We start from the raw sequence: 26698 nt of genomic DNA on the forward strand, positions 1-26698 counted from the left end.
TCGCTTTATTCAGATTATCGAAATCAAAGTTTCATATATCTTTCAGGGTATTTTGGTTTTTTTGGTTGCATATTCAATGTTGTTTGAAATACCATTTCTATATGTCAAAGGATATTTTTGAATATTAAGTCTCTTTTGATCCCCGCAACTTTTCCTCGTCAGTCGGCTGGTTGATTGTAATCACCGCTACTGCTTGCCACCTGATAATCTCGCTTTGAGACCCAACTAAGATAAATGAATTACTCACAGCACATTGTTAACTGCCCTAACTGTGGCGGCCATGCCTCTCGGCACTTTCTCGATCCCGAAGCTTTGGTGCGCACTCAGTGCCCCCATTGCGATTACTTGATGATTACCTGTAGCAAGACTGGCAATGTAATTGAAGCTTATGCGCCAGGTTTAATGGCGATCGCCGGTCGTTAATTCTGGCTTGCCCCATGCATTGGCGACCATACTGGTGCTGCACTCAGGGAGATTGTCATTGGACAGTCTCCCTAAATTTTTGGGCTGAGCGCTGGCAAGTGACGCCGCTAACGACCTTCGGTTGTCAGTGAGAACCCTGACTGACGACTTTGTTGGTAGTGCTGCAAACGCTGTTGCTGAGCGGCGATCGCCGGTTGATGTCCGATATCTTGCAAAATTGCCAGGGTCACCTGCTCGGCAGTTTCACAAGCCCCTTCCATATAGCCTTGGTAGCGACGAGAACAATGTTCTCCCGCAAAAAAGAGGTGCTCAGTACGCTGGCCTTCGAACCCATAAAATGCCGACCATTGCCCAACCTCGTAACAAGAGTAAGCGCCCGCTGAAAATGGATCCGTCAACCATTGGCTGCGGAGCCAGTCGGGCGTTAACTGTGCTGCGCAAATGCCGGGGAAAAGTTGAGCCAAATCAGCTTGCATCATGGGCGCCAAATCCGCCAGGTCCAGTGTGGTGATCGCCTGTCCCGCAGCGCCCCCTGGATACGCCACCAGCAAGGCTATCTCGCTAGAGCGTAGGCTGTCACAAGCTTCCCAGCAATGCTGCATCGCCAGATCGGTATAGGCCAACCCATTCAGCCCCTGCTGTCGCCACACTTTGGTGCGATAGGCGCTGATGACTTTGGTCGGCGTACTGTAACCCAATTGCTGAATCGCTTGCCGCTGCGAGGGGGGCAGGTCAACTTGTAGATCCAGGTGTCGCAACACGCTAAACGGCAACGTTAGCACCACCCGCCGATAGGAGCGATCGCGCACCGTTTGTCCCTGTCTCAGGGTCGCGACATATTGGCCATCGCGTCGAGCCGCTAAGGTTTCGAGTTGGGTAGCCAGCTGCACGCGATCGCCCACTGCCGCAAACAGTGCTTGGGGCAATTGAGCGTTGCCTCCTTGCAGGTAGTAGCGCTCGTCGCTGTTGCCAAACAACGATTGACAATCCGCCGCCGACTTGAAATAGCTCAGCAAATTCAAACACGACTGGCGGGTGGAGTCCATGCCGTATTTGATGGTGTAGGCCGTCGTCAGTGCTTGATACAGCGATCGCGACACGCCATGTCGCGATAGGTAATCGGCGATCGATAGCGCATCTAAGGACTGGATGACCGGGGTACGCTCTCCCGTCTGTAAAAACTGCTGCACGGCCTGCCAGTCTTGCGGCTGTGCCCGTAGCAAAGCGGTGAACTCGGCCTGTATGGCCTGCGGATCGAGCCGCTGCTGCCCAAACCAAAACAGGTCTTCGGCCCCGGCGTCCGCTTGCGACCACAGATCCACCACAGGTAGGCCGAGTTCTTGCGCGAGGGTGAGACAAGCCACATGGTCAGAGTCAAAGGCTTCGCCCCCCAACTCTGCCGTCAGCGAGGTGCCCAACGCATTCGTTACGCTGTGGATACGTCCGCCGGGGCGATCGCGGGCTTCCACAATGTCTACGTCGATACCAAATTGCTTTAACCTGTAGGCGGTGACCAAACCCGCCAAGCCAGCACCGACAATCAACGTCTCGGCTGGGGAAGCCACGGTCACAATTTCGGTCATAGAAGTTAACGCACAAAAAAGACGAAACGCTTGATCAATCGGAACTCTGGGCAGATGAGTCGTGCCGCATAGCTACCAGCTAAGGGTGTTGGGAAATGACTAAGACGAATTGAACCAAGACACCACAGCCGGGGATAGCTGCCAGCCAACCTGGGCAAATCCGCTTCATTTCATTATCAGGCTCGAAATCTATACTTTGTGATGGATATTTTGCTGCATATTTTGGGGGCATGGAGACAACGATGAATTCTCTTGGACGTCATATTCTGGTTGAGTTTCACGGCTGTTCCAGCGAAGTGTTGAACGATGTGCCTCATATTGAGGCCAGCATGTTAAAGGCGGCCAAGGAATCGGGCGCAACCATCATCAGCTCAACGTTTCACCATTTTTCGCCCTTTGGAGTCTCGGGGGTGGTAGTGATTCAAGAAAGTCATTTGGCGATCCATACCTGGCCAGAATATCGCTATGCGGCGGTCGACTTGTTTACCTGTGGCTATTCGGTCAATCCATGGGTCTCTTACGAAATTCTCAAAACCGAGTTTCAGGCGCATCATGGCTCGGCGGTGGAACTCAATCGTGGTCAGCTGGAACTGTTGGAAAAATCGGATATCGATTTGGGTGATTTACGCGATACGGCCACCCAAAAATTGATTTCGCCCCGCTATAGCCGCAACGTTTGGTTCACCGATCGCAACGAAAATATTGCCCTCTCCATTCGCCATAAGGGCGATCGCATCTTTTACGAAAAGTCACCCTATCAATCGGTCGAGATTTTCGACACCTTTGAATACGGCAAAATGCTCACCGTCGACAAGATGGTGATGTGCTCCGAAAAGGATGAAAAGGCTTATCACGAAATGATCATCCATGTGCCGATGTTGGTGCAGCCCGACATCCGCAATGTGTTGGTGATTGGCGGCGGTGACGGCGGCAGCGTGCGGGAAATTCTCAAACATGAGCAAGTCGAGTCCGTCACCATGGTAGAGATTGACGAGGCCGTAGTGCGGGCCTCGCGAGAATATCTGCCCACGCTATCGGCGGCGCTCGACGATCCGAAACTGGAGCTGATCATTGGCGACGGCATCGACTTTGTGCGTCAGGCGCCAGATGAAACCTACGACTTGATTGTGGTGGATTCTTCTGATCCGGTGGGGCCGTCAGAGGGATTGTTCAGTCAGGCGTTTTATCAGGATGTTTATCGCTGTTTGCGTCCCGGCGGGGTGATGACGGCGCAGAGCGAGTCGCCCCGGTTCAATCAGCGCGCGTTTGTCGAGCTGAACCATTGTCTCAAAGACATTTTTGGCGTCGCCTCGGTGCACTGTTACCTGGCGTTTATTCCCACCTATCCCACGGGGATGTGGGGCTTCTCCTTCTGCGCCAAAGGCGATCGCCATCCGGTCCAGGATTTGGAGAGCGATCGCGCGGCCCAGTTCGCCACCGCCCACAACTTGCAGTATTACAACGCGGGTATCCACCAAGCCGCGTTTTGTTTGCCCACCGCGATCGACCAGATGCTCAATGGCTAGCCGCGCTGAGATCATTCGCAATTTTGACCCCAGCGGCGTCGGGCTGGAAAATGGCAACTTTTGTGGTTTGCCTTTTGACTACGACACCGCTGACATTCTCTTGCTGGGAATACCGTGGGAAGTTACCGTGTCTTATCACGAGGGCACGGCAGCTGGTCCTGAAGCGGTTCGCCAGGCTTCGCCCCAGCTCGATTTATATGATCTGGATAATCCTGACGGCTGGCAGCAGGGCATCTATATGCCGCCGTCGCCAGCCTGGATCCGGGAACTCAACGATGAGTTGCGCCCCGTTGCCGCCGAAATCATTCACGCCACGGAGCAGGGGCTAGATATCACCAGTGATGAACGGCTTGCGGGCTTGCTGCAGCGGGTCAATGCGGGGGGCGATCGCGTCCATCGCTGGCTCTATGACACGGCCCAACGGGCGATCTCAGCGGGCAAACGGGTGGGGGCGATCGGCGGCGATCACAGCATTCCCCTCGGCCTGATTCGCGCTTTGGCGGATCACCACGGCAGCTTGGGGGTGCTCCATATCGACGCCCACGCCGATTTGCGCCAGGCCTACCAAGGTTTTCCCTATTCCCACGCTTCGATCATGCATCAGGTGATTGCCCTGCCGCCGATCGCCCGGCTGGTGCAAGTCGGCATTCGCGACATCTCCCACGGCGAGGTGGCGACAATTCAGCAATCCGCCGGACGCATTCAGACCCACTACGACGCCGTTCTCAAGGAGCAACGGTTTGCGGGCATCCCCTGGCGTGACCTCTGTCGCCAAATCATCGAACCCCTGCCCGATCGCGTCTACGTCAGCTTTGATGTGGATGGCCTCGACCCCAAACTCTGTCCCCAAACGGGGACGCCCGTGCCCGGTGGCCTGGAACTGGAAGAAGCCTTTGCCCTGCTGCGGGAACTGGTGCGGAGCGATCGCCACATTATTGGTTTTGACGTGTCAGAAGTAGGCGACGGCGACTGGGACGGCAATGTCGGTGCCCGCATTGTCTACAAGCTCTGCAACTTGATGGGGCGATCGCGCCCTTCGGACAAGGGGCTTGCCTAGTGCGGCAACGCGACCTGTGGTAAAACTTGATTCCGATATCGTCTGTTGATCCATCTCGCCAGGTAACCGCCCATGTCTGTCAAAGAAGCTGTCATCCAGGGCATGCGCACGGTAAGTCCGCTCACAGCCCCCTTCTTTGACACCCTGCTCGCCTGGTCACAAAAGCATCGAGAACTGCGCTTTTTGTTGCCCGCTGGCAAGCAGTTTGTGTATGACCACTATCTGGGAAAATTCCGGGTCAATATTGATACGACTTACCCGATTGAAGTGGAGATGGCGACGGGCCGCTATGACCTCAAAACCTCGGCGGTGCTGCAAAAATTCATCACCGCCGACGCGACGGTGCTCGATATTGGGGCGAATGTCGGCGCTTTAACGTTATTGATGGCGAGTTTGGCCGAACAGGGGCGGGTGATTGCGATCGAGCCGGGACCGACCACCTTTGCCCGACTCCAGGCCAATGTGGAGCTGAATCCTCAGTTAGCCAAAAGGGTGGATATTTATCAGCTGGGGATTGCCGACCAACCGGGAATGCTTTATTGGCAAGAAGACGCCAACGTTCCCGGTAATGCTGGGTTATTGAGCCAGGAGGGCGTCAAGGTCGAAGTTCAGGCTTTGGATGATTTCATTTCTCAGTTAGCACTTGATCGCCTCGATTTCATCAAGATCGATGTGGAAGGCATGGAGTACGAAGTGATCAAAGGGGGCTTGAACGCGATCGCTCAATATCGCCCCATTCTCTATTACGAGACGTTGGAAAGCTTTCGCGTCAATCGCGGCTTCGATATTTACAACCAGATTTTTCAGCTCTTGCAAGATTTAGACTATCGCCAGTTTGCGATCGCCCCCAACGCCCAAACCATCGAAGTTCAAAATTTGAACCAGTTACTGTCTCCTAACACCCTCGCGATTCCAGCCGAGAAGGTGGACACAGGTCAGTGATCAGGATTGGATGACTCCAACTTTTGTAGTCTCGTGTCTGTGCTTGAACAGCTGAGACGGCTGTCCACACGTCATTAAATCCTCCTTCCTTAGTCATTATCGTGATCGACGGGAACGGCTTGATCCGGTTGGGGCGCGATCGCAGTCTTGGAGTCACTGCTGGTGGGGGCTTCCCCCTGAATCAAGTCTTTGACCTGGCTGAGCACGGTCCCGAGTTTTCCCTCATCCAGCAGACTATTGATCAGCGATAAGTCGCCGGTCGACATCAGCAGCTTATTGATGTCGCCGGGGGTGCTACCGTTGCCATCGCCGTTCATGCCCGGAAAGGCATAAATCCGCGCATCGCCAATCACGCCGGGTTGCGGGGCCAACGCACTGAGGACTTCGGGCAGGCGATCGACCAGTTGCGGCCAAATCTGCGCGATCACATCCGCCGTCAGGTTGGTGTTGCTGATGGCGTTGCGAGCTTCGATATCAAGGTACTTAGGCAGCAAGCCGATGAAGCCTGAGAGATATCTAGCCCGCTACAGCCAAGCGGCGGGAGACAATCCCTCCTCGCGCCCCCACGGTGCCCGTACGCCGAGAACCAGGGCGATCGGACATGGCGGACAGCCCCAACAAGAAGTCTTGCCACCTTCCTGAGATCCTATTGGCCGTACTTTGGCAAGTAGTTTTGAAAAAATAAACAAGCGTCAACCTTTCTTTAAAGCTGAATTAAATTGCATAAACCCACTTCCTTTCTGAGATGAGTGTGCTAACTTAATAGACAAGAAGCAAACAACTGAATACCTCGTTGCAAGAAACTTTCAATCACACTTTGAATTCCTTGCATACCCCAAAACCAAATTCAAATTGACGTAAACCAACACTAAAATGGGCTTTGAACAGTGTTCAAACAGGCCACCAAATATTTCAAAAGTGTTGCCAGGCGTTGTAAACCTTAGTAAGTAATAGTCCACAACAGCACTAACTAAGTACATTTTGTAAGTTTGGAAGTCAACAATTCAATAATTTTCAAAAAGAGTTCGGCATTTGAGTCGAGCTCTTTTTGATTTTAAATGGCCGGGCTCAAAGCACAGCGCCAACGACAATTGATTTTCTAGCATTGATCGGTGTTGAGAGGAATCAGATTACTGAGGGAAAACTTTCCCATTGTCGAGAAGCTCACGGTCTCAATAAGTGAAACGTCCCTACGTTGTGTCCGGCATGCCGTCATCATCACCTTCGAAATATGTGTTTGCCCTAGAGTTGGCCCCAGATGAAGCGGACACGTTATTGAGCGGCAGAAAGGGAACGGACAGAATTAGAGTCAGCTTGCGTGTTCATAGCATCAAATCAAACATGAGTCCTTGATCAGCCTAATGCTGCGAATGGTGAAATTATCTTCCGTGAAATCTCTTCAAATAGTTAAAGATTTTACGGAAACCGCGATCGCTTGAATTCCAGGTAAATTTCCTCCCTCCGCCATTTCACTGGGCTGACCCACAAACTATGGTTGTTTTAGTTACAGGGGTGTGTTGGATACGGAGAGCTTGGATGGGTTGATGCAAATTCCTATTCTGAGCAGCCCAACGACAAACTTCACACTTAAACTCTAGGAACACTATGACCACGCATTCACTCATTCGCTCGGTTCAAAAAGTCGGTTACGTCGTCCCAATTTTGGCGGCGTCTGTTATGGGAGTAGGAGCGATCGCGCCCGAGGCTCAGGCTAATTCTCTGGTTCCCCAAATGGAAGGGGAAGTCTATGTCGGGTTTGACAATTGTTTGGGCAAAGATTGCTCATATCTAAATTTGGACTCCCTAATTGAGTCGATCGAGAGCTTGACCGATAGCTCAACGCAGACTAAGAGTCGCTTGTTTGTCGATGCCGCTGGTAGCAGCAACACCTACGGTGGTGTGAAATTTCGGTCTCAAGATATTGGGACATCAGACGGCTCTGGCGACTACTGGTTTCGGCCTGTCGCAATGCAACAAAATGGCACTACTCCACTAGTCGAAAAGGGACAACTCGAAGTTGGCACCTTCAGATTTACCTTTAGCCAGATCCTCAGTGACTTAACTGTGAATTGGTTCGACACTGAGCGCCAAGGTGGCACCAGCTATACAGCCTTTGACGCTGACGGTAACAAAATTGCAGCCGGGACAATCGCCAAAGGCCCTAACAACAATGTCCAAGAAACCACACTGACCGGGGTGAAGTCGATTATCCTCAATCTAGGTGAGCGCCATGGCGGCACAGGTGACGGGGTTAACTTCCAGATTGATGGTGCGGCCGCAGTGCCAGAACCAGGGTTGATGATGGGCTTGGGGGCCTTTGCAGTGGCCGGTGGTCTCGGTCTGCGCAAGCGCCAGTCTGATAGCACTGCCGCTTAATCAGCTGTTCGTTCGACCAATTTGCCTCAACTATCGTTAAGCGTAACCATACTGCCGTTTCCGACCCAGAAACGGCAGTTTTTTTATGGGTTCAGCTCACCAGGCACAAAAGCCAATGGAGCTTTCTAGAACTGAAAGCTGGAAGATTAATCATGGGGTTCAAATTGTTGGGGAGGAAACCGTTTGGGCGACTCCAGGAATGGGCGGTGCGGGGGCGGCGGCATTGGGCCAGGGGCCGGGCGATTCGGCAGGTAAAAGCACCACCGTTTTCTCAGTTTTATAGCGGGTAAACCCTCGCGCTTCGTAATTTTTGTAGGCGTGCTGACTGTCCAGCGAGCAAGTATGCAGCCATACCCGCTGATGGGTGAGTTCCCAAGCGCGCTCAATGGCACAAGTTAAGAGGTGCCCCCCGATGCCCTGCGCAATGAACTGCGGCAAGAGGCCGAAGTATTCAATCTTGACCCTCTGATCGGGTTGGGTAATCAACTCGCAATACCCCGCCGGCGTTCCCGACAGATACGCCACCCAGGTTTCGAGTTCGGGGCGGTTAAGGTGGGCCAGCCACTGGTCATAGGTCCACGGCAGACGATCGCGCCAATACCAATGTCCACCCACGCTGGTATAAAGAAAGCGACTGAACTCGGGACTGGGAATGGCCGCCTGCTGCACCACCAATCCCGACAAGTTGGCCCGTTTTGGACGGAGGTCGGCAGGCGATCGCATTTCCAAATACCAGGTGGTGAGTGGGATTTTCATCACGGCGATCGCCCTCTAACAAGTTTGGCGCTATTGATAATACCGCCCCTCTAACCAGACCCGCACCTCCAGTTCTGAGTCAAAGGTGTAATGGCGACGGTCTACAGGGTCATACACTCGATAACAGAGCTGACCTTGATGAGTGGTGTGAGTCGTAATGCGGGGCGCAGTGGACCCGACAAAATAATTCAACAAAGCTTGCCCCCATCGCTGCCAACGGGCACGGGGTGGCGGATCAGCTAAGGCAGATTGCGTGGGGTGAGGCTCTGTTTGCAGTAGTTCTAAGCGAGCATAAAGATGGTCAGATGGCATGAGGCTGTCCTCCGGGTGAAAGAGCAACTCGAATCGATTCGGCATGAACTTAGTTTCCTCAATTTGCCCCTAGCCGCACAGAGGCAGTCACGCTAAATTGTTCTGGTAACAGTTTTAATTTCGAAAACTGTTCTGGCCAAAAGTGAGGCCAACTGTTTAGCCGCGCTCAATCCAGCACATCAAAGCCGCTTTTGGGGGCTCCTTGGCGCCGCTATTGCCAGTGATTGAAGCTCTAATTTGGGTCGCTGTATCTTGCGGCCCTATGGGCAATCAAGATGGCTGTTCCACTGAATAAAGTTCGATGCCTTAGTACTTTTCGCTCAGTCTCAGGTGACGTCATGAAACTCTCGCCCATCACATTAGAAGCGGATCAAGTGCTGTATGAGCAGGTAGCCGAGCGGTTGCAAACCTTGATTATGGAAGGGACACTCAAGGCGGGCGATCGCCTCCCCTCAGTGCGCAAGCTGCGGCAACAACTCTCGGTCAGCATGTCAACGGTGTTGGAAGCGTATCGCCTACTAGAAGATCGTGGACTGGTCACGGTGCGCCCCCAGTCTGGCTACTACGTCAAATCCACCGCGCTGAATGTGCTGCAAGAACCCGCTATCACTATCCCCACTACGGATGAGGCGCGTGAAATCGATACCCCGTTATCCCTGCGACTGATGCTCGCGGCCCAAAATCCCGAAATTGTGCAGTTGGGAACAGCCCTGCCCGCTCTATCGCTGATGCCGCTGTCCCAGCTCAATCGACTGACGGGCAAAATTTTGCGCGATCGCCCGGAATATGCCCACGCCTACGCCAGTCCGCTAGGCGATGAAGGACTGCGAACCGAAATCGCCAAACGCATGCTCAACACTGGCTGCGCCGTCGCCCCAGACGATTTGCTGATCACCAATGGGGCGTCAGAGGCGCTGTATTTTTCGTTGCAGGCGGTAACTCAACCGGGCGACACCGTGGCCGTGCAATCGCCCACCTATCACACCGTGCTCGAAAGTCTCAAAAAACTGAATCTCAAGGCTTTGACGCTGCCGACCCATCCTCGCGATGGCATCAGTCTGGCGCACTTAGAGGCAGCGTTGCAAACTCAATCCATCAAGGTGCTGCTGCTGGTCTCCAACTTTAGCAATCCCCTCGGGAGCTGTATGGATGATGACAAGAAAAAGCAGCTGATGACCCTGCTCAACCGCTATGACGTGCCCCTAATTGAGGACGATGTCTACGGCGAGTTATATTTCACCGGCGATCGCCCCAAAGCCATCAAAGCCTTTGATACCGAGCACCGCGTCTTATACTGCTCGTCCTTGAGTAAAGTGCTGTCGCCCGGTTTACGCATCGGTTGGTGTGCCGCCGGTCGCTATCAAGCCGCCGTCACGGGTCACAAATCAGTCACCAATCTCAGCACGGCGATCGCGCCCCAACTCACCGCTGCCGCCTTTCTCGCCAACGGGGGCTTTGACCGTCATCTGCGCCAATTGCGCCGCGCTTATTACGAACAAATGACCCGTATGCAACAGGCGATCGCTGACTACTTTCCCGCTGAGAGCCGCGTCACCCGTCCGAATGGCGGCCATGTGCTGTGGGTCGAAATGCCCGCCGGATTCGATGCCTTCGCCTTTTACAAGGCGGCCCTGGCGGAAAATATCAGTGTCGTCCCCGGCTTCATGTTTTCCGCATCGGGGCACGATTACTGCAACTGCTTCCGGCTCAATACGGCTGTGCCCTGGTCAGACTCACTCGATCAGGCCATGCAAACCCTGGGCCAACTGGCCAAAAAGCAGCTGGCTCAGCAATGGCTCAGCGACCTGCCGTAGTCCAGCGTTTCTAGCCAGGCTCATAAGCGCCCGCACTAAAGCACGAATTTTGTCATCACTGGTGGGCAAGCATCTTGTTGTCCACGCACCTAAATCAACAACATTGATTGGAGTGCACTTGGATTTACTCGGTCACCTCACCCTCTTTAGCTGACACAATGCGGGAAAAGATACGACAGGCTTCAATTTCTTCCAGCGTCCAGGTACGCTTCTCGTAATTGAAGTTATCTGTGTTTTGACGTTCCGGCGAAATCAGATTGTATTCGATATTGTCCGTATGGATAGCAAAGACGACTTGAAAGACTTCTAAAAAATTGATCACCCAATTGCACTGCTCGCTGGGAAACTGATCATAATAGCGAATCAAATCAGCAATTCGAGCTTCCAAATAATGATGAGAGCTTCTGGAAACTAATACGATCTTCAGCAGCAAAATCGCCAACAAAATCGAGCTGCTTTGTGAGAGTAATAATGTAAATAGAGGCGAGGGCGATCGCTGATCTTCCGTCATGAGCGCATCAATGACACGGTTACAGGTGCGCAAACGGAGAGACGGATCAATGGGGTCGCGATCGTGCTCTACATAAAGCTGACTCAGCTTTTGACCCAGATTGTGCTTTAAAGTTTTGACTACGTCAGGATGCTTCACCGAGTAGGTTAAATACTCAATCAGGCTTTTCTTAAAGCTGCCATAGTTCAAGTCTTGAACTTGCTCTAAAAATAAGCTAGCTAAGCTTTTATAGCTGTACTGCCCCTTACGCGCCACGATCGCCTTAATCAGACGTAGCGCCCCATCACCAAGCACCGTCGGATTCTTGAGTCGCTTCTGATTTGAGTTGGTGAAATTCTGGGAATGGGCGGTGTACATCGCCAAATCCATCTTGTACTGATCTTTCAGTTTTCGCGATAGCGATCGCGCTGCTTCGCGCTGTTCTAAAGGATTATCAGTATTAATATATTGCTGAATGAGCAGATAAGAAGTATATCGAGAAGTCCATGGGGTTGCGGTCTCAGTAAATCGAGCCGCAAATAACTTCAGTTCTTCAAAATCGCTGCTCCGGGCAAAATTCGCAACCCAAGTCCTGAGCCGTTTTAGACTGGGGGAAACCGTATACTTATTGAGCGTTGGTTCATTAAAAAGATCGACCAAATCTTGGATTGCCTGATACTGACGGGCAACTTCCCAGTTATTGATCAGAATGTAGCAAGATCGCTTCAGCGTATTGCGAAATTCTTGCTCGTCATTGTTGAACAGTAAGGCGTAAATGCCTGAAGAAACCTCGGTGCTGGCGGTCTCGCCATGCTCAAAAAATAATTGTTTGAACTGAGCTAAAACATCTTCAGTTTCCCAGGTTTTGACAATGTTAAGCAAGAAGCTAAAGATCGTTTCTTGAGCTTCTTGAACGCTGATCTGGGACCGTTGGTAGCGTTGCGACCCTGATTGTTGACTGCGATCCACCACAAAAGTATCAACCCTCGTCATATCAATCTTCATCTACCCAGGACATCCTGCTGTTAAAGTGTCCATCGCCAATCAAGAATGTGCCGATTGTTGCTCCCAATACGTAGGCCGTGCAATGTCATTTGCATCTGGATTAGGGATAAAGCTGGTTTAACTCAGTAAAACCAACGATGACACCGTGTATCCATATCTTCAACGTCGATGACCACGAATCCGTTTAAAGTACCAACAAATTTAGAAAAACGGGCTGATTCAGATCCCAACCAGATGAATAAAGTAAGGTTTCGGTGATCGATGATGGGTCACTCAAACACATCCCCACGGCTGTCAAATGCCTGCCCAGTGGGCACATCGCGAATCGCGATCGCGTCCCCTACGACCATTTAGTTGGGCAGCAGGCAGCTCTTTGCTCAGCCCACCACCCCTCGCACAACCTTGACAAAGCATCATCAGGGATCGGGCGCGGCAGCACGGATAAAACACGGAGTCAACTCACTGCTTCCACCATTAAGCATCTGACCAATGCCCATAAACAGAGACTGGTCAGACACCGTCAATCAATCAAGACGGTGGATGAACATGAGTTGTGAAATGCGAACTGTAGATGTCAAACCTGATGGATGCATTGTATTAGCACCCGTAACGGCGGACAAATCGATTGCCCGCTCACGCGAAACTCAATAAGTCTTGAGGTATGGGGGCGGAGGGACTTGAACCCTCACGACCTTAACGGTCAACGGATTTTCATCCTCCCGCAGCTTTCGCTGCTGCCAAAGGGGTCGCACAGGACTGCCCTTGGCTTTGAGAATTGGACCCTCCCTTTACCCTCGCCGCTAGCGTTAGGGTAGCTCCCGTCGGGCCTCTGCACCTTCCAACTCGGTCTGTCTGGCAGATGGTTTGAGTTGGCTTGGCTCAGGATTGCCTTGTCCTCAGCGGCACTGAGCGCAACTGCGCGGGCCAAGAGAGGATTTAGGTTTCCCTGAGTTTGAGAGCTTCCACTCAACAGATTTCTCCACTGAGGCTCAGTTTTCTAAGTCCGTAGCGTCTACCATTCCGCCACGCCCCCGTCTGTTCCTAAGAGTCGAACCCTCAGGAATATCTATATTACAGATGAAACTCCACTATCGATCATCTTTCTACGAAGAATCGTCTTGCCCTTAGAATATATTTACGGAAGTTATGTCATGTTGGCGGTGAGGTCCGTGTCGCGTCTCGGCCCAGCCATTTACTGGAGAATTGCATGTTGGAAACGTTGCCCCTCTCTTTAGATACCTTGATCAGTCTTGGGCTATATGGTGGTTTGGCGATCGCATACTTGCTGGTGATTCCGGCAGCGATTCTGTTTTACCTCAAGGCCAAGTGGCATAAGGTCGGCTCGGTCGAGCGGTTTGTGCTGTACGGGTTGATGTTTGTCTTTTTCCCCGGCATGTTGCTGATGAGCCCCTTTCTGAACTTTCGCCCCCAGCCGCGATCGCTCAATTCTTAAGCTCCATCGGGTTTAGCATCGATTTGTTCAACCCATGCCTTGGGCGGGCGAGTTCGGTCAATCACTGGATATCAGATCGGCAGGGTATGATTTCCCTGGGTGCGGACTAGGTCAAAGCGATTCTCTCGGTTATTCATCCACTGGCAGCAGGACGATTGGCCGCTGCTAGTGCGTGAGAATGCTGGCTTTATCAGGCATCTGGGGCGATGACATGGGTATTCGAGCGAGCGGTTGGCGGCTCTGGTTATTGACAGCAGCACTCTTGCTTGGCGGTTGTCGTTGGGCCGCCGAAGCTGAGTCATTGCATGAGGCGAGCCCCCAAGAAGTGTCCCCGCCAGAGGCGGGCGTCATCGTGCATCTGTTTGAGTGGACTTGGCCAGATATCGCGCAGGAATGCGAGCAGGTCTTAGGTCCACGCGGCTATCACGCCGTGCAGATTTCGCCACCGCAAGAGCATGTCATCGTGCCGGAGCTAGGGTTTCCGTGGTGGCAGCGGTATCAGCCCGTGAGCTATCAACTGATTAGTCGCAGTGGCGATCGCGCCCAACTGGCCGACATGGTGCAGCGCTGCCAAGCCGTCGGGGTCGATATTTATGCCGATGCGGTGATCAATCACATGGCGGCGATGGATACAGAGCCGGGTTCAGCCGGGACGACTTTTCGCCGATATGATTATCCGGGACTGTACAGTTCTGAAGATTTTAATCGCTGTCAGCAGCCGATTAGCGATTATCAAGACGCTGATAACGTAACGCAGTGTGAGTTAGTTGGGCTGCCTGACTTAAACACCGCGTTACCGCAGGTGCAGACGCAGCTAGCAGATTATTTGGTGGATCTGGCGAGTCTGGGCATTGCCGGATTTCGGATTGATGCGGCCAAGCATATCCGCAGTGACGAACTGGCAGCCATTTTGCAGTTGGTGCGCGATCGCGTCGAGCCGGCCCCGTTCATTTATCAAGAAGTCATTGACCCTGGCACGGAGGCGATCAAAAAGCACGACTACTACGAGTCTGGTGCCGTAGTGGATTTTGAATATGGTCGATTGGTGGGAGAGGCGTTTTTGAACGTGGGCGATCGCAGCCCTGCCGATTTGCACACCGTTCTATCCAGCGCTGATTTAGTCCCCAGTCAGCAGGCAGTGGTGTTTATCGATAATCACGACAAGCAGCGCGGCCACGGCGGCGGCGGTGACTACGTGACGTATCAAGATGGCGATCTGCATACCCTGTCAATGGTGTTTATGCTGGCGTATCCCTATGGTCAGCCCCGCATCATGTCGAGCTATGCCTTTGAAACGTCAGAGCAAGGCCCACCTGCAACAGCAACGGGGCGCACCCGTACGGTCTATCCGCCCGATCGCCTCGGCTGTGGCGGCGAATGGGTCTGTGAACACCGTCAACCCGCCATGACAGCGATGGTGGATTTTCGCGCGGCGACGCAGGCCCAGCCGATGGTCACAGACTGGTGGAGCCACGGCGGCAACCAAATCGCCTTTGGCCGCGGCGATCGCGGTTTTGTGGTGATCAATCGCGCATCAACGACGCTAACCCACACCTTTCAAACGCAACTGCCGGCGGGTGATTATTGCGAGTTGATGAGCGCAGAAATTAGCGCGACTGGCGACTGCGATCGCGTCATTCGCGTAGACGAGACGGGACAGTTTCGGACGACGGTGGCGGCCATGTCAGCGATCGCCTTACATCACGCCGCACGGGCGGAAGAATAGTCCGTGACTGGGGCACAAGTTCTTAAAATCAATTTCGCAGATGAGCAAGCTAAAATCAGGGCGACTCCCAGCTGATTGCCATGACCTTATCCGCACCAGGGACGACCCCGAATCAATCGGGGCTAATGACGCCGCTCAAACCCGTTGTGCTGCTACAGCAGATTTCACGCATCTACGGCACAGGCGAGGCGATGATCAAAGCGTGCGATCGCATTAGCCTCACCATCCACCGGGGCGAATATTGCGCCATTATGGGCGAGTCGGGCTCCGGTAAGACCACTCTGATGAATATTATTGGCTGCTTGGATCGTCCGAGTCGCGGTCGTTATGAGCTGGATGGCGTCAACGTGGCGCACCTGAGTAAAAATCGGTTGGCCCGGCTGCGCAACCGCCAGATTGGGTTCGTGTTTCAACGCTACGAACTGTTGAATAATTTGACCGCGCTGGAAAATGTCACGTTGCCGTTGATGTATGCGGGGGTGGGCCGACGACAACGGCAGCGTTTAGCCATGGCGGCGCTGCAACGGATGGGTTTGGGCCATCGGCTCGACAAGCGACCCAGCCAATTGTCAGGCGGGCAGCAGCAGCGCGTCGCGATCGCCCGGGCCATTGTCAATCGTCCCCTGCTGCTGCTGGCCGATGAACCCACTGGTGCCCTGGATACCCAGTCTGCCGAGACCGTCATGACGATTTTGAATGAACTGCACGCCAGCGGCATGACCATCATCATGGTGACTCATTCCCATGAGGTAGCTTGCTACAGTAAGCGCATTATTCAGGTCAGTGATGGCCACATCGTGAATGATCATCTGTCGCCCCAAGAGGTTTAACCCCCGATGGCGGCAGCGTGATGATTGACCGTGGCGGCCCCGGCCATGAACGATTGACGAAGGAAACTCAACGACCCAGACTTATGGTGGACGATTCAGGTGTGCCCCCCAATCAGGACAACATGGTGGAATCCCCCCTCCCCGAGGAGAGGCCAACCGCCTCGCCAGCCCCGCCAGCCCCTCAGCCCCTCGTGGAGGATGTGGATGACTTAGATTTGTGGGCGGCAGAGGCCAAGGCCAAACGGTCCGCTGGCTTCAAATGGCTGCTGGCATCGGGATTGGTGGCGATTGTTGGCATGGGCGGCTGGCGGGGCTATCGGGCGGTTAGCCAGTCGTCGCCTGAGGCCGTCATGGTCAGCACCGCACCCGTGAGCCGCGATGATTTAGAAGTCGTCATTACCGAAGCCGGGGTGGTGGAACTGGGGGGACAGCAGACCTTCAAAGCGCCGCGCGATGTCACCGTACAGGCCGTGTTGGTAGAAGAACGGCAGCGGGTTGCCCAGGGTCAAGTTTTATTGGAACTGCGCGATCGCGAAACAGAGCAACGATTAGCCGATCGCGCAGTGCAGGCCCGCATTAATCAGCTCGACCTGCAGCGGAAGCAAGAGGTAGTGGCCGAGCGGCGATCGCGGGTGGTGGATGCCGAAACCCGACTGGCCGATTCGACCGACTTGCTGGCGCAGGGCTACATCTCCGAAGATGCCTTTCGCGATGACCAGCGAGCTTTAGAGGATGCGCGATCGGCGCTGCGGGATGCCGAGGTGGAACTCACCAAAGCCGAGTTTCTCGTGCAGCAAGATCAGCTCACCCTCGCCAGCCTGCAGCTAGAGCTCGAAGATAATCGGATCGTGTCACCAATGGCGGCGATCGTGCTCAAGGTGGATGTAAATCCGGGGGATGGGGTCGAGCGTGAAGGGCGCTTGCTCAGTATTGGCGACCCCACCCAAGAGAGCATTCGTCTAGAGCTGACCACTTTGAATGCGGCGAAAGTGGCCCTGGGGATGCCCGTCAGAGTAAGTGTGATTGGCCCTAATCCCGAGGTGTTTGAAGGGCGCATTGTGCGGGTTTCGCCCCAAGCGGTGACCGAGGATACCAACGCGGAGCAGTCCACAGTGGAGGCTGAGGCCACATTGAATCAGCCCAGTGGTTCGTTGATTCCCGGCAGTGCCGTCAGCGTCGATATCGTTTTGGAGCAGCGGCAAAATGCCCTCGTCGTGCCCGTCACGGCGGTGCAACGAGATGGCGAGTCGCCCTATGTCTGGGTGCGGGATGCGGCTAATCTGGCCCAGCAGCGCGAAGTGACCATTGGCTTAGAGACCTTAGAAGCGGTGGAGATCACCTCGGGACTGCAGGAAGGCGATGAGATTGTCGTCTCGATTCCTCCTGAGGTGACGTTGTCGCCGGGGCAACCGTTAAACACGGAGGCCGAGGATTCACCAGGAGTCCCTCCAAGTGATGGCAGAGCCGGAGGGGCAATGTAGCCATGGCCCTTTCCCCCACAGATCTAATCTTGACCACTTTCCGCGACTTGGGCGGCAACTGGGTGCGTTCTGGACTTACCACCCTGGGCATTTTTATGGGCGTGGCGGCGGTTAATGCCACGTTAAATATTGAGGCGATCACGTCAGCCCAAATCCAGCAAAAGCTCGACCAGCGCGATAACCCGTTCGTCTTTACCTGGATGTACGACCCCACCTGGACGAAGCCCACGCCAGAACTGGGGGAGGAAGATTTTGTAGCGATGGAACAAACTGTCCCCGGCATCGCGGGGGTGAGTCGTACGACGCGGGTGTTTAACGTTGACCAGGTGCGTCATCAAGGGCAGGTGTCTAATGAGGCGGACATTGAAGGGGTCTCGCTCAACTTTCAACAAATCACGGGCAGGCAAATCACGGCTGGACGTTTTTTTCAGCAAGCCGATTTCGACGAATATTATCCTGTTGCAGTGATTGATTCGGTGCTGGCAGAGCAGCTCTTTCCTGACAGCTCGCCAGTGGGCCAGGGGTTATTTTTAGACACCGTGCGGCTGACGGTCGTCGGGGTGGTGGAGACCAAGCAGTGGCGGGCCGACCAAGAACCGACGGGATTGGTTTGGCTGACGCAAAATTATGCCGATGCGATCGCAGGACGCTCAACCTGGGGTCGCACCCAAATCGCCCTTGCCGAACTCGACGATTATGAGACGGTGGAAGAGGGTGTGCGGACATTTTTAGAACAGCGGTATCCGGGCTTTACTGTGCAGGTATTTGGCAATGCGGAAGACCTGTATCGCGAAGAGCAGCAGCAGCGCACGAGCACCCGGATTTTGAAAGTGGTGGGACTACTGGCGCTGGTGATTGGTGGGGTGGGGATTGCCAACATCACGATCGCCGCCGTCATGGAGCGCACGCGGGAGATTGGCCTACGCCGCGCCATTGGGGCGACCGATTGGGAAGTGATGATGCAGTTCATCGCCGAAGCCGCGTTGCTGAGTTTGATTGGGGGCACAGCGGCGATCGCCTCCATCCACGGCTTAACTAAAGTCGCCACGACCCAAGTGTTTGAAGCCCCCTATACGTTTCGCGTGCAAGACGCAGCCATCTCCATGGGGGCGGCTTTTGCCGTGGGGGTGGGGGCGAGCTTTTTTCCGGCCCTGCGCATTACGCAAATCGATGTTGTCCAAGCCCTGCGAGGAGAGTAGTCATGGTGTTTCGTCCTCAACTCGTAGGAAGTCTAGCGGGCAGTCTGGTACTACTGGGGGCGATCGCGCCAATCCCTGCTGCAGCGAATTCCCCGCTTCAGCCTACATCCACGTTGCCAGCAATGGAGGCCAGCAACGATCCCCCTCCGGTGGATCAGCTCCCAATGCTAGAGAGCGAGTCGTCAGGGAGTGCGGGAGATCGCCCCCAGGTGGCGTTGAATCTCACCGATTTAATTCAATTGGTGGTGGTGGGCAATCGGGATTTGCGCGATCGGCAATTGCAGCGACTGATTGAGCAGCAACAACTGGTCGAGGCCGAATCACGATTCGATCCGCGCTTTACCCCGGCGGTGGGCCTCGGCGTCACCCAAACCTTTGAGGACGATGTCACGCTGGAGCGGAATCTGCGCGGCAGCATTGGCGGTAGTTCGACCGAGATTGGCGATCGCGCCACCCTGACTCAAAGTGCAGGTGTGCTGGGCGAAGTCACCACTCGGCAGGGCACGCAAATTGGCCTCACCCTCGATGCTTTGGGCGATACCCCCATCGGCTTACGACTCACTCAACCCCTGTTACGCGGGGCGGGCACGGCCATCAACGAAGCCCCGGTCGAAATTGCTCGATTGCAAGAATCGCAAAACGGGTTGGGGTTGCAGCAAACGTTGATCGAGACCGTGAGCACCACCGTAACCCAATACACCAGTCTGATTCAGGCGCAGGAAGCGGTAGCGATTCAGGCCCAAGCGTTGGCCCGTCGCCAGCAGCAACTCGAAATTTTGACGGCCTTGGTCGAAGCGGGTCGCCGGGCAGCAGTGGAACTGGCTGACACCCGGCGGTCAGTGGCAAATGCCGAGCGGGATTTGTTAGTAGCGCAGACGGGACTAGAGGCCGCCAACACGGCTTTGTTAGATCAGTTGGGGACCGATCAAGCGGTCTTGTTTGTTGCGGCGGCGGATACCGTTCGCGATCTCTTTCAAGCAGCGGTCGCGCGGGTGGAGCCCTATGACGTCGAAACCCTGGTGGCGATCGCCTATCAACAGCGCCCCGACTATCGCCAAACGCTGCTGGCGCAGGATGTGGCCGAACTCAACTTGGCGGTGGCGGCGGATGACTTGCGCTGGCAATTGAATCTTGAGGGAGATGCCGATCTGGGCGATCTTTCGACCACGACAGTCGGGCTGGTGGCTCGCCGCACCTTTGATGATCCGGCGTTAGAAACCGCCCAGGTACGCCGCGAAGTCGAGCGCGCCCAACAAGCCAATCGCCTTGCGCAACAGCGCATCGCCATCCGGAATGAAATTACGAATCGACTCAACACGGTGCAAACCAACCTGGTGCGAGTAGACGCCGCCCGTCGGGCCACTGAAAATGCTCGTTTACAGTTAAACGCCACCCGCGAACTGTTTGAGCGGGGACGTCCCGGCGGCAATTTATTTCAAGTCATCTCTCAAGAAGAAAACTTGGTCGAAGCCCAAAATCAGGAACTCCGTGCTGAAATCGAATTTCTGAACAGCGTTGTCGCTCTAGATCAGTCCGTCGGCATCACGCTGGAAATTTGGCAGGATGAGGTGAACTTTGCGCCTGCATTGTCACCATCCACCGCCACTGAGCCGCTGGCCCCGACCGATGTGACTGAAATTGAGGTTGAGGCACCGTAGCCCTAGTGATCCCTTGGGCTGGGAAGCGCCGCTGCTTGTTTGCGGGCGATCGCAAACTCTAGCAAGTGAGCTGCGACGCGATCGCAGACCCCCAGTTCACCCATTTTTGAGCGCATGTCAGCATAGCCCGATTGGACTTGAGCCCGAGCGGTTTCGTCCTGCAAAAGTTTGAGGCTGGCTTCGGCGATCGCCGCTGGGGTCGCTTCCCATTGGATGAACTCCGGTACCACAGATTGATTGACAAACAGATTCACCGGGGAAATAAACGGGATATCGACTTTGAGCAAATAGTAGCCGAGGCGAGCCGTCACCGGATTCAAGCGGTAAACCACAATTTGCGGAATATCCATCAACGCAACTTCAAGGTTGACGGTGCCGGACTTATTAATCACGAGATCAGCGGCAGCGATCGCGTGAGCACTCCCCCCATCAATCAGTTCGGCGTTGAGCTGGGCTTGGGCAACAGCAGTGGCGATCGCCGGACGCAACTTCTCCATCGAAATGGGTACCAAAAATTTAGCCTGCGGCAACGCGGCTTGTACCTTCACCGCCGCGGCGATCACCACCGGCAAAACGCGCGCCACTTCTTGTTGCCGGGATGCGGGCAACAGCGCAATCACCGTCTCCGTATCGGTCAATCCCAGCTGCTGACGAGCCTGAGTTCGACTCGGCGGTTGCGGAAATTGATCGACCAAAGGATGGCCAAAGTACTGCACCTCAGCCCCAAAGCGGCGGTAATAAGTCGCTTCTTCCGGAAATACGGCGACCATTTGATCAGAAATCCGCGTCAGCCATTGGGTGTCTTTGTCACTAAAGGCCCAAACCCACTGCTGTGGGGCAATGTAGTAGGCCGTAGGTACCTCAGGAAACTGACGATGGAGAAACTTCCCCAAGGCCAGGTTTGGCCCCATGTAGTCAATAAAAATCGTCAAATCAATCGGGGTTTGACGAAAAAATGTCTGCGCCCGGCGCTGCATCTTGAAGGATGGAATGAGGAATGGTAAAGCCTCGAAGATGCCGACCGCGCCAATAGGGGTCGTGTTGCCAATTAAATGAGTCCCGGCGGCGGCCATGCGCTCGCCCCCTAAGCCGGATAGAGTGAGGGTGATATTTTTAGCTTGGGCTTGGCGGTGCAGCGCTTGAGCAAGGTAGCTGCCCTGTAAGTCCCCCGAGACTTCGCCAGTGCTAATAAAAAGATGAAGGGAGGTGGGGCGATCGCTAGCAGCGGTAGAAGGAATCGTCATTCTCCCCGCTGAGTTGCTTTAGTGCGACTGCTGCCAACCATTGGCCCCCGCCGCCCCGCCCCGTTAGAAGAGGTGAGCAAGAACTGCTGCAAATGTTGCACAAAGTCGTTTTGCTGGGCTGAAGTTTCGAGCTGTGACAGGGCCGTTTGCAGCGGCAGGTCAGACCGATAGAGCAGCCGATACGCCTCTTTGAGTTCGCGATAATAGCGCCCTCCTTCCAGGCCGGTAATGCCCGCCCGCTTGAGCCCGATCGCATTCAGCCCCCGGACTCGGCAGGGGTTACCTTCCACCACCATGTAGGGGGGCACATCGCGATCAATGCGACTCATGCCGCCCAACATAGCGTATCGCCCAATGTGCACGAACTGATGAATGCCTAATACCCCGCCAATCACCGCGTTGGACTCAATTTCGACATGGCCAGCGAGGGAGACCGCGTTGGCGATGATGATCTGGTCCGCCAGGATACAGTTGTGGGCGACATGGACGTAAGCCATCAACAAATTGTCATTGCCGACGACGGTCGCCTCTCCGGCATGGGTGGCCCGGTTGATGGTGACATATTCGCGAATGCGGTTATTGTCGCCAATTTTGACCAGACTCACTGAGCCGTCATATTTCAAATCTTGGGGTTCGATACCGATGACTGCGCCGGGGAAAATTTGGTTATTAGCCCCAATTTCGGTGTGGCCGTCAATCACCACATGCGCCCCAATTTCAGTGCCGGGGCCAATGGTGACCTTCTCTCCAATCACAGCGTATGGCCCAACTTTGACCGTTGGATGAAGGGTTGCCCCCGCGTGAATCACCGCTGTTGGATGGATAAGCGTAGTCAAGGACATGCCTCCGGAACCCCGAGTATCAGTAAGATGCACAGTCATCATGCAAAATTGAGGGCAAGATTAATCAACTACAGAAAACATCAGTTCGCCCTCGCACACGAGTTGTCCATCAACTTCGGCCCGCGCTTGCATTTTGCCAAATCGCTGCCGTTTGATGGCCAATAGTGTGACAGTCATGACGAGTTGATCACCCGGGACGACGGGTCGACGAAACCGGACTTTATCAATGCCCGCAAACATGCATAAGCCATCGACGCCGGGCATCTGGGTCAACACGATGCCGCCGACTTGGGCCATGGCTTCGACAATCAAGACTCCGGGCATGATGGGCCGCCCCGGAAAATGCCCTTGAAATTGCGGTTCGTTAAAAGTGACATTTTTAATGCCCGTCGCTTTTTCGCCGGGAACGTAGTCGATGATGCGATCAACCAACGCGAAGGGATAGCGATGGGGCAGTAACTTTTGAATCTCTTCGACGGAGTAGGTCGTTTTGACCAGGGCATCTTCTCCAGCGGCGATCGCAGCTGCCGGAGCGGTACTGGAGTTTGGGTTGGTGCTGACCACGGTTGTCATGGGTTCCTTCACAACTGGCTGCATCAGCCAAGGATGTCTACTTTTACAAAATCTTCACTATTCTCCCACTTGAGGTGCATCCTTGCTAGATGCTGTGGGCAGTTGCGATCGCTTTCGCGAGCTGCACATGTAGATGATGGCTGGCCTTATAGGCCATGATGTGGGCCTGCGGCAAAGTGCCCAACAGACTCAAGTCACCCAGCAAATCTAAGAGTTTATGACGCACAGGTTCATTCTCAAATCGCAGGGGCGGATTCACCCACCGATCGCGATCGCACACCAGAGCATTCTCTAAGCTGCCGCCTTTAATTAAGCCCTGCGATCGCAAATACTCAATTTGATGAGCCAGGCCAAAGGTACGAGCCGGGGCGATCTCGGTAGCAAAAGTGCCCGCCGTCGGCGTCCAGCTATGCCACTGATTACCAATCGGCTCCACCTCAAAATCAATGCCGTAGGTAAGTCGGGTTTCAGCCGCTGGCATGGCTACGACAAAGGCGTCTTGATCGCGGACCCAAATAGGTTCGGTCACGATAATTGCAGTTCGTTCCGCTGCCTGGATTTGCAGGCCAGCCGCCGCGATCGCCGCCACCCAGAGCTGAGCTGAGCCATCGAGCAAGGGCATCTCTGGCCCCGTGACCTCAATGTAAGCATTATCCACGCCCAAGCTCACGAGGGCGGCCAACAAGTGCTCAACCGTGCGGACGGTAGCGGCACCGCTCCCCAACTCAGTCGACAACAGGGTTTGCCCAACCGCCTCAACCCGAGCAGGAATCTCTGGGTACTCCGGCAAGTCGCTGCGCCGAAACACCCGCCCCGTATGCGGCGGCGCGGGGGTAATGTGAACCTGGACTTCGACGCCCGAGTGGAGCCCAATACCGGACTGCATCACCGGTTTGGACAGGGTCTGCTGACTGCGAGTAGCCGTCACTGGGCTCGCAGTCGCCGTATCTGTGGGTGACGGGGACTGGGTCATGGGTTAAAACCGCTCGCCGATACCAAAGTGTAGCCGTCCATCACCCTCGTCGCTAAAGCCATAGTCAACCCGAATGGGGCCGAGGGGAGTCTGCACTCGAACGCCGGCCCCGTAACCAAAGCCACTACCCGGCTTACCCCGGTCCGGCCCGGGCGAACCAATCACCTCACTTCCAGTTCCCAGGTCAGTACCCGCATCTAAGAAGAGCGCCCCGCCGATAAACGAGAACAGCGGGAAACGATATTCCAGCGAAGCTTGCAGATAACTCTGGCCTGTGCCAAGTTCGCCTTCGTCGTAGCCGCGCACCGAGTTAGTGCCCCCGATAGAAAAGGCTTCGTAAGGGGGGAAGTCGCCGATGATGCTGCCACCCTGAACGTTGACGGCCAGAGCCTGCGGTCCTTCACTAAAGTTGAAGAAAGAGACGGGGAAGTAGTAGCTGTAGCTAGCTCGCACCCGATTGAAGAAAATATTGCCGCTGCCGAGGGGAATGGACTGCTCGGTCCCGAGCCGCAACACGGACCCGCTGGTGGGGGTCAGACTATTGTTGCGCTGGTCTTGCACTACGCTAAATTGCACTGTCCAGAGGTCATCCGCCCCGGTATCACTCAAAGTCAACTGGTTGTCGTCAGCAGTGCCAGGAATCTGGTCAGGGCCCACGTCTCGCGTCACGATTTCCCCATCGCCATCGGTGGTGCGGACCCGCTGATAGAGGGTGCCGAGGGAAGCACTCCAGCCATTGTCGAGGGGTCGCCGGAAGGTAACGCCAGAGCCAAAGCGATTAACCCGCACGCGATCGCCATTCGCCAAATCAATTTGATTATCGCCGCCGTCAAACACTAGCGAGATGGATCGACGGCCAAAGCCATTGAGGGTGTAAGAGGTGCGATAGGGGTCACCGGCAATCCACGGATCGGTAAAGCTGACATCAAATAAGATGTCGCGGAAGCTGAGCTGAGCTTCCGCAGAGAACTTCTGGTTATTGCCGCCGAAGTTGTCTTGGCGATAGCTCAGGGTCCCGAACAGATCGCCAGTGAAGTTAAAGCCAATCCCGGCCGCAACGGAACCCGTATTGCGCTCAATCACGTTCACCGTGACATCAACCTCGCGGGGATCTTTCTGCCCCGGATTCAGCTCAATCGTCACGTCATCAAAAATGCCCAAGCCAAACACCCGCTGTAAATCAGCCTGAATTTGACTCTGCTGGAACACATCGCCAGCTTCCGTTTCAAACTCTCGCAGGATGATGTAGTCGTGAGTTTTGCCGTTGATGGGATTCCCCTCATCATCTTCGGCCAGGCCATCTTCGGTGAGGAACTGGACATTAATATCCTCAATCACCCCTTCGGCGACCTGCAAGGTGACCACGCCGTCTTCTCCCACCTCGGGCGCGGCAATGACCTGCGCCAGCACGTAGCCGTTGTCTTGATACCAGTTATTCAGCTCTAGGATGCCGTCTTGAAATTCCAGTAGGTTGATGATTTCGCCATATTGCGGCGAAAAAATGTCGTCGATCACTTCGTCAGGAATGACGTCACCGCCTTCGACTGTCACTTGAGTTAAGACGGGGTTAGGGGAGACGACATAAGTCACCCGCACCCCCAACGGCGTATCCGTAGGCACAGCCCGCACATTAGAGAAAAAGCCGGTGGCGAAGATGTTATTGATATCTTCTTGAATTTGCGATCGCGTCGTCGTTTGTCCTGGCCGGGTATCAATTGCGTTGTAAACGGTGTCTTCTAAGTCGGGTTCGATGTCTGCACCATCGGGGTCGGTGACTGCGACTTCTGCGACCAAAACCTGGGTTTCGCCAGACGACTCTTCGTCAGTTGCGGTGGCATCTTCGTCTTCATCTGATGTGGGCTCTGGCAAGGGTTCAGTGTCGCCCGCCGCTGGAGCTTCGTCATCAGTATCGGTCGCCTGACCAATTTCCAGGGCGGCAGAGCGGGCCGTTGCCGCGGTTTCGGCTGACTCCACATCGGCGGTCAGCGCCTCAGTGCCGAGCTGATGCACTTCCACCAGGGCCGTCTGGTTGCTCAACTCGCGCCGCACCAATCGCGAATCTTTGGCCTCTGTGTCGGTCTCAGGGGTCTCAACAGCAGCGGCGTTGGGCTCTTCAGCGGTTTGTTCCAACGTGGCAATGCCGCCATCGAGCCGCAGGGTGTCGGTGGCAAAGGGGGCTCGATTGGCGTCGGCGGCAGCCGTTAACTCGGCGATGCTGATGCTAGGCGAATGGGGCGATTTGGCACTCGTTGACAATGTCTCCCCCCGCGCTTGAGACGCAAGTCCCAAGGTGGCAGACAGGGTTAAGAGGGCGACGAGGCTATGGGTTTGGCGCATGCTGGCAACAGCTCTAGTGAGTAGAAGAACATCAAAGGGCATCAGACAGGCCGAAACGGCTAGGGTTTCGGCAATTCTTCTGGGCTTTTGTCTTAAAC

The 26698-nt window shown here is 54.8% G+C and carries 23 protein-coding genes; 13 read left to right on the forward strand and 10 right to left on the reverse strand.

Translation table 11 applies throughout. The features are described from left to right. The first annotated feature begins 234 nt into the window (after positions 1-234). The gene (locus DYY88_RS00260; protein ID WP_039724805.1) at positions 235-423 is read left to right on the forward strand and encodes a hypothetical protein; all 189 of its coding nucleotides are present in this window, start codon (positions 235-237) and stop codon (positions 421-423) included. A gap of 107 nt (positions 424-530) precedes the next feature. Here DYY88_RS00260 and DYY88_RS00265 read toward each other — a convergent pair whose 3' ends face one another. Further along, the gene (locus DYY88_RS00265; protein WP_052288161.1) at positions 531-2006 is read right to left on the reverse strand and encodes a flavin monoamine oxidase family protein; all 1476 of its coding nucleotides are present in this window, start codon (positions 2004-2006) and stop codon (positions 531-533) included. A gap of 242 nt (positions 2007-2248) precedes the next feature. On the opposite strand from DYY88_RS00265, the gene speE reads away from it, so the two are divergent. The 3 genes from speE (at position 2249) to DYY88_RS00280 (ending at position 5531) form a co-directional block, all read left to right on the forward strand. Beyond that, a complete protein-coding gene (gene speE, locus DYY88_RS00270) occupies positions 2249-3532 on the forward strand; it encodes a polyamine aminopropyltransferase (RefSeq protein WP_039724804.1) in 1284 nt (427 codons plus the stop codon). Beyond that, positions 3525-4589 carry an agmatinase family protein gene (locus DYY88_RS00275; protein WP_039724803.1) on the forward strand — a complete coding sequence of 355 codons (1065 nt, stop codon included), beginning with the start codon at positions 3525-3527 and terminating at the stop codon, positions 4587-4589. Before speE ends, DYY88_RS00275 begins: the two co-directional genes overlap by 8 nt. Positions 4590-4661: 72 nt before the next feature. After that, positions 4662-5531: an FkbM family methyltransferase gene (locus DYY88_RS00280; RefSeq protein WP_039724802.1), complete on the forward strand. Its 870-nt coding sequence runs from the start codon at positions 4662-4664 to the stop codon at positions 5529-5531. Between the two features lie 89 nt (positions 5532-5620). On the opposite strand, the gene DYY88_RS00285 is transcribed toward DYY88_RS00280, so the two are convergent. After that, positions 5621-6025 carry a flotillin domain-containing protein gene (locus DYY88_RS00285; protein ID WP_039724801.1) on the reverse strand — a complete coding sequence of 135 codons (405 nt, stop codon included), beginning with the start codon at positions 6023-6025 and terminating at the stop codon, positions 5621-5623. 4 nt (positions 6026-6029) lie between these two features. Here DYY88_RS00285 and DYY88_RS23875 point away from each other — a divergent pair, with 4 nt between their 5' ends. Both DYY88_RS23875 and DYY88_RS00290 read left to right on the forward strand, forming a co-directional pair. Next, complete coding sequence (locus DYY88_RS23875) at positions 6030-6173, forward strand: hypothetical protein (RefSeq protein ID WP_163685890.1); 144 nt, start codon at positions 6030-6032, stop codon at positions 6171-6173. A gap of 963 nt (positions 6174-7136) precedes the next feature. Beyond that, positions 7137-7907, forward strand: coding sequence for an LEVG family PEP-CTERM protein (locus tag DYY88_RS00290; protein WP_039724800.1), 771 nt, complete (start codon positions 7137-7139; stop codon positions 7905-7907). 159 nt (positions 7908-8066) lie between these two features. On the opposite strand, the gene DYY88_RS00295 is transcribed toward DYY88_RS00290, so the two are convergent. Further along, complete coding sequence (locus DYY88_RS00295; RefSeq protein WP_044150237.1) at positions 8067-8663, reverse strand: GNAT family N-acetyltransferase; 597 nt, start codon at positions 8661-8663, stop codon at positions 8067-8069. Between the two features lie 30 nt (positions 8664-8693). Further along, positions 8694-9020 carry a hypothetical protein gene (locus DYY88_RS00300; RefSeq protein WP_039724799.1) on the reverse strand — a complete coding sequence of 109 codons (327 nt, stop codon included), beginning with the start codon at positions 9018-9020 and terminating at the stop codon, positions 8694-8696. Positions 9021-9313: 293 nt separating this feature from the next. On the opposite strand from DYY88_RS00300, the gene DYY88_RS00305 reads away from it, so the two are divergent. Then, on the forward strand, positions 9314-10789 hold the full coding sequence (locus DYY88_RS00305; RefSeq protein ID WP_039724798.1) for an aminotransferase-like domain-containing protein: 1476 nt from the start codon (positions 9314-9316) through the stop codon (positions 10787-10789). Between the two features lie 124 nt (positions 10790-10913). Here DYY88_RS00305 and DYY88_RS00310 read toward each other — a convergent pair whose 3' ends face one another. Further along, the gene (locus tag DYY88_RS00310) at positions 10914-12272 is read right to left on the reverse strand and encodes a Sll1247 family protein (protein WP_044150355.1); all 1359 of its coding nucleotides are present in this window, start codon (positions 12270-12272) and stop codon (positions 10914-10916) included. A gap of 1219 nt (positions 12273-13491) precedes the next feature. On the opposite strand from DYY88_RS00310, the gene ndhL reads away from it, so the two are divergent. From ndhL to DYY88_RS00340, 6 genes are all read left to right on the forward strand, one after another. Beyond that, on the forward strand, positions 13492-13737 hold the full coding sequence (gene ndhL / locus DYY88_RS00315; protein WP_039724797.1) for an NAD(P)H-quinone oxidoreductase subunit L: 246 nt from the start codon (positions 13492-13494) through the stop codon (positions 13735-13737). Positions 13738-13915: 178 nt separating this feature from the next. Further along, positions 13916-15463 (forward strand): alpha-amylase, encoded by a 1548-nt coding sequence (locus tag DYY88_RS00320; RefSeq protein ID WP_052288160.1) that lies wholly within the window; start codon positions 13916-13918, stop codon positions 15461-15463. An 80-nt stretch (positions 15464-15543) separates the two neighbouring features. After that, on the forward strand, positions 15544-16293 hold the full coding sequence (locus DYY88_RS00325) for an ABC transporter ATP-binding protein (RefSeq protein WP_039724796.1): 750 nt from the start codon (positions 15544-15546) through the stop codon (positions 16291-16293). An 83-nt stretch (positions 16294-16376) separates the two neighbouring features. Beyond that, positions 16377-17774, forward strand: a complete 1398-nt coding sequence (locus tag DYY88_RS00330; protein WP_039724795.1) for an efflux RND transporter periplasmic adaptor subunit — start codon at positions 16377-16379, stop codon at positions 17772-17774. A gap of 2 nt (positions 17775-17776) precedes the next feature. Then, a complete protein-coding gene (locus DYY88_RS00335) occupies positions 17777-18973 on the forward strand; it encodes an ABC transporter permease (RefSeq protein ID WP_039724794.1) in 1197 nt (398 codons plus the stop codon). Between the two features lie 2 nt (positions 18974-18975). Next, on the forward strand, positions 18976-20631 hold the full coding sequence (locus DYY88_RS00340) for a TolC family protein (RefSeq protein WP_084606906.1): 1656 nt from the start codon (positions 18976-18978) through the stop codon (positions 20629-20631). 2 nt (positions 20632-20633) lie between these two features. On the opposite strand, the gene lpxB is transcribed toward DYY88_RS00340, so the two are convergent. The 5 genes from lpxB to DYY88_RS00365 all read right to left on the reverse strand — a co-directional run bounded on the left by lpxB (position 20634) and on the right by DYY88_RS00365 (position 26600). Then, the gene (lpxB, locus tag DYY88_RS00345; protein WP_044150239.1) at positions 20634-21875 is read right to left on the reverse strand and encodes a lipid-A-disaccharide synthase; all 1242 of its coding nucleotides are present in this window, start codon (positions 21873-21875) and stop codon (positions 20634-20636) included. Next, complete coding sequence (lpxA, locus tag DYY88_RS00350; protein WP_072041274.1) at positions 21872-22717, reverse strand: acyl-ACP--UDP-N-acetylglucosamine O-acyltransferase; 846 nt, start codon at positions 22715-22717, stop codon at positions 21872-21874. Before lpxA ends, lpxB begins: the two co-directional genes overlap by 4 nt. 60 nt (positions 22718-22777) lie before the next feature. After that, positions 22778-23290 carry a 3-hydroxyacyl-ACP dehydratase FabZ gene (gene fabZ / locus DYY88_RS00355; protein ID WP_039725030.1) on the reverse strand — a complete coding sequence of 171 codons (513 nt, stop codon included), beginning with the start codon at positions 23288-23290 and terminating at the stop codon, positions 22778-22780. A gap of 85 nt (positions 23291-23375) precedes the next feature. Continuing rightward, a complete protein-coding gene (gene lpxC / locus DYY88_RS00360) occupies positions 23376-24263 on the reverse strand; it encodes a UDP-3-O-acyl-N-acetylglucosamine deacetylase (RefSeq protein WP_072041273.1) in 888 nt (295 codons plus the stop codon). A gap of 3 nt (positions 24264-24266) precedes the next feature. Further along, positions 24267-26600 (reverse strand): BamA/TamA family outer membrane protein, encoded by a 2334-nt coding sequence (locus DYY88_RS00365; protein WP_039724791.1) that lies wholly within the window; start codon positions 26598-26600, stop codon positions 24267-24269. Positions 26601-26698 lie beyond the last annotated feature (98 nt).

It is taken from the genome of Leptolyngbya iicbica LK (assembly GCF_004212215.1).
Taxonomy (GTDB): Bacteria; Cyanobacteriota; Cyanobacteriia; order Phormidesmidales; family Phormidesmidaceae; genus Halomicronema; species Halomicronema iicbica.

Excerpts from the sequence above, each read along its gene's own strand:
- DYY88_RS00275 (WP_039724803.1), top strand. The coding sequence starts at position 3,525 with ATGGCTAGCCGCGCTGAGATCATTCGCAATTTTGACCCCAGCGGCGTC.
- DYY88_RS00365 (WP_039724791.1), bottom strand. The coding sequence starts at position 26,600 with ATGCGCCAAACCCATAGCCTCGTCGCCCTCTTAACCCTGTCTGCCACC.
- DYY88_RS00265 (WP_052288161.1), bottom strand. The coding sequence starts at position 2,006 with ATGACCGAAATTGTGACCGTGGCTTCCCCAGCCGAGACGTTGATTGTC.
- lpxA (WP_072041274.1), bottom strand. The coding sequence starts at position 22,717 with ATGTCCTTGACTACGCTTATCCATCCAACAGCGGTGATTCACGCGGGG.
- DYY88_RS23875 (WP_163685890.1), top strand. The coding sequence starts at position 6,030 with ATGAAGCCTGAGAGATATCTAGCCCGCTACAGCCAAGCGGCGGGAGAC.
- lpxC (WP_072041273.1), bottom strand. The coding sequence starts at position 24,263 with ATGACCCAGTCCCCGTCACCCACAGATACGGCGACTGCGAGCCCAGTG.
- DYY88_RS00325 (WP_039724796.1), top strand. The coding sequence starts at position 15,544 with ATGACCTTATCCGCACCAGGGACGACCCCGAATCAATCGGGGCTAATG.
- DYY88_RS00320 (WP_052288160.1), top strand. The coding sequence starts at position 13,916 with ATGCTGGCTTTATCAGGCATCTGGGGCGATGACATGGGTATTCGAGCG.
- DYY88_RS00340 (WP_084606906.1), top strand. The coding sequence starts at position 18,976 with ATGGTGTTTCGTCCTCAACTCGTAGGAAGTCTAGCGGGCAGTCTGGTA.
- fabZ (WP_039725030.1), bottom strand. The coding sequence starts at position 23,290 with ATGACAACCGTGGTCAGCACCAACCCAAACTCCAGTACCGCTCCGGCA.
- DYY88_RS00335 (WP_039724794.1), top strand. The coding sequence starts at position 17,777 with ATGGCCCTTTCCCCCACAGATCTAATCTTGACCACTTTCCGCGACTTG.
- lpxB (WP_044150239.1), bottom strand. The coding sequence starts at position 21,875 with ATGACGATTCCTTCTACCGCTGCTAGCGATCGCCCCACCTCCCTTCAT.
- DYY88_RS00290 (WP_039724800.1), top strand. The coding sequence starts at position 7,137 with ATGACCACGCATTCACTCATTCGCTCGGTTCAAAAAGTCGGTTACGTC.
- DYY88_RS00280 (WP_039724802.1), top strand. The coding sequence starts at position 4,662 with ATGTCTGTCAAAGAAGCTGTCATCCAGGGCATGCGCACGGTAAGTCCG.
- DYY88_RS00300 (WP_039724799.1), bottom strand. The coding sequence starts at position 9,020 with ATGCCGAATCGATTCGAGTTGCTCTTTCACCCGGAGGACAGCCTCATG.
- DYY88_RS00295 (WP_044150237.1), bottom strand. The coding sequence starts at position 8,663 with ATGAAAATCCCACTCACCACCTGGTATTTGGAAATGCGATCGCCTGCC.
- DYY88_RS00305 (WP_039724798.1), top strand. The coding sequence starts at position 9,314 with ATGAAACTCTCGCCCATCACATTAGAAGCGGATCAAGTGCTGTATGAG.
- DYY88_RS00260 (WP_039724805.1), top strand. The coding sequence starts at position 235 with ATGAATTACTCACAGCACATTGTTAACTGCCCTAACTGTGGCGGCCAT.
- ndhL (WP_039724797.1), top strand. The coding sequence starts at position 13,492 with ATGTTGGAAACGTTGCCCCTCTCTTTAGATACCTTGATCAGTCTTGGG.
- speE (WP_039724804.1), top strand. The coding sequence starts at position 2,249 with ATGAATTCTCTTGGACGTCATATTCTGGTTGAGTTTCACGGCTGTTCC.
- DYY88_RS00310 (WP_044150355.1), bottom strand. The coding sequence starts at position 12,272 with ATGACGAGGGTTGATACTTTTGTGGTGGATCGCAGTCAACAATCAGGG.
- DYY88_RS00330 (WP_039724795.1), top strand. The coding sequence starts at position 16,377 with ATGGTGGACGATTCAGGTGTGCCCCCCAATCAGGACAACATGGTGGAA.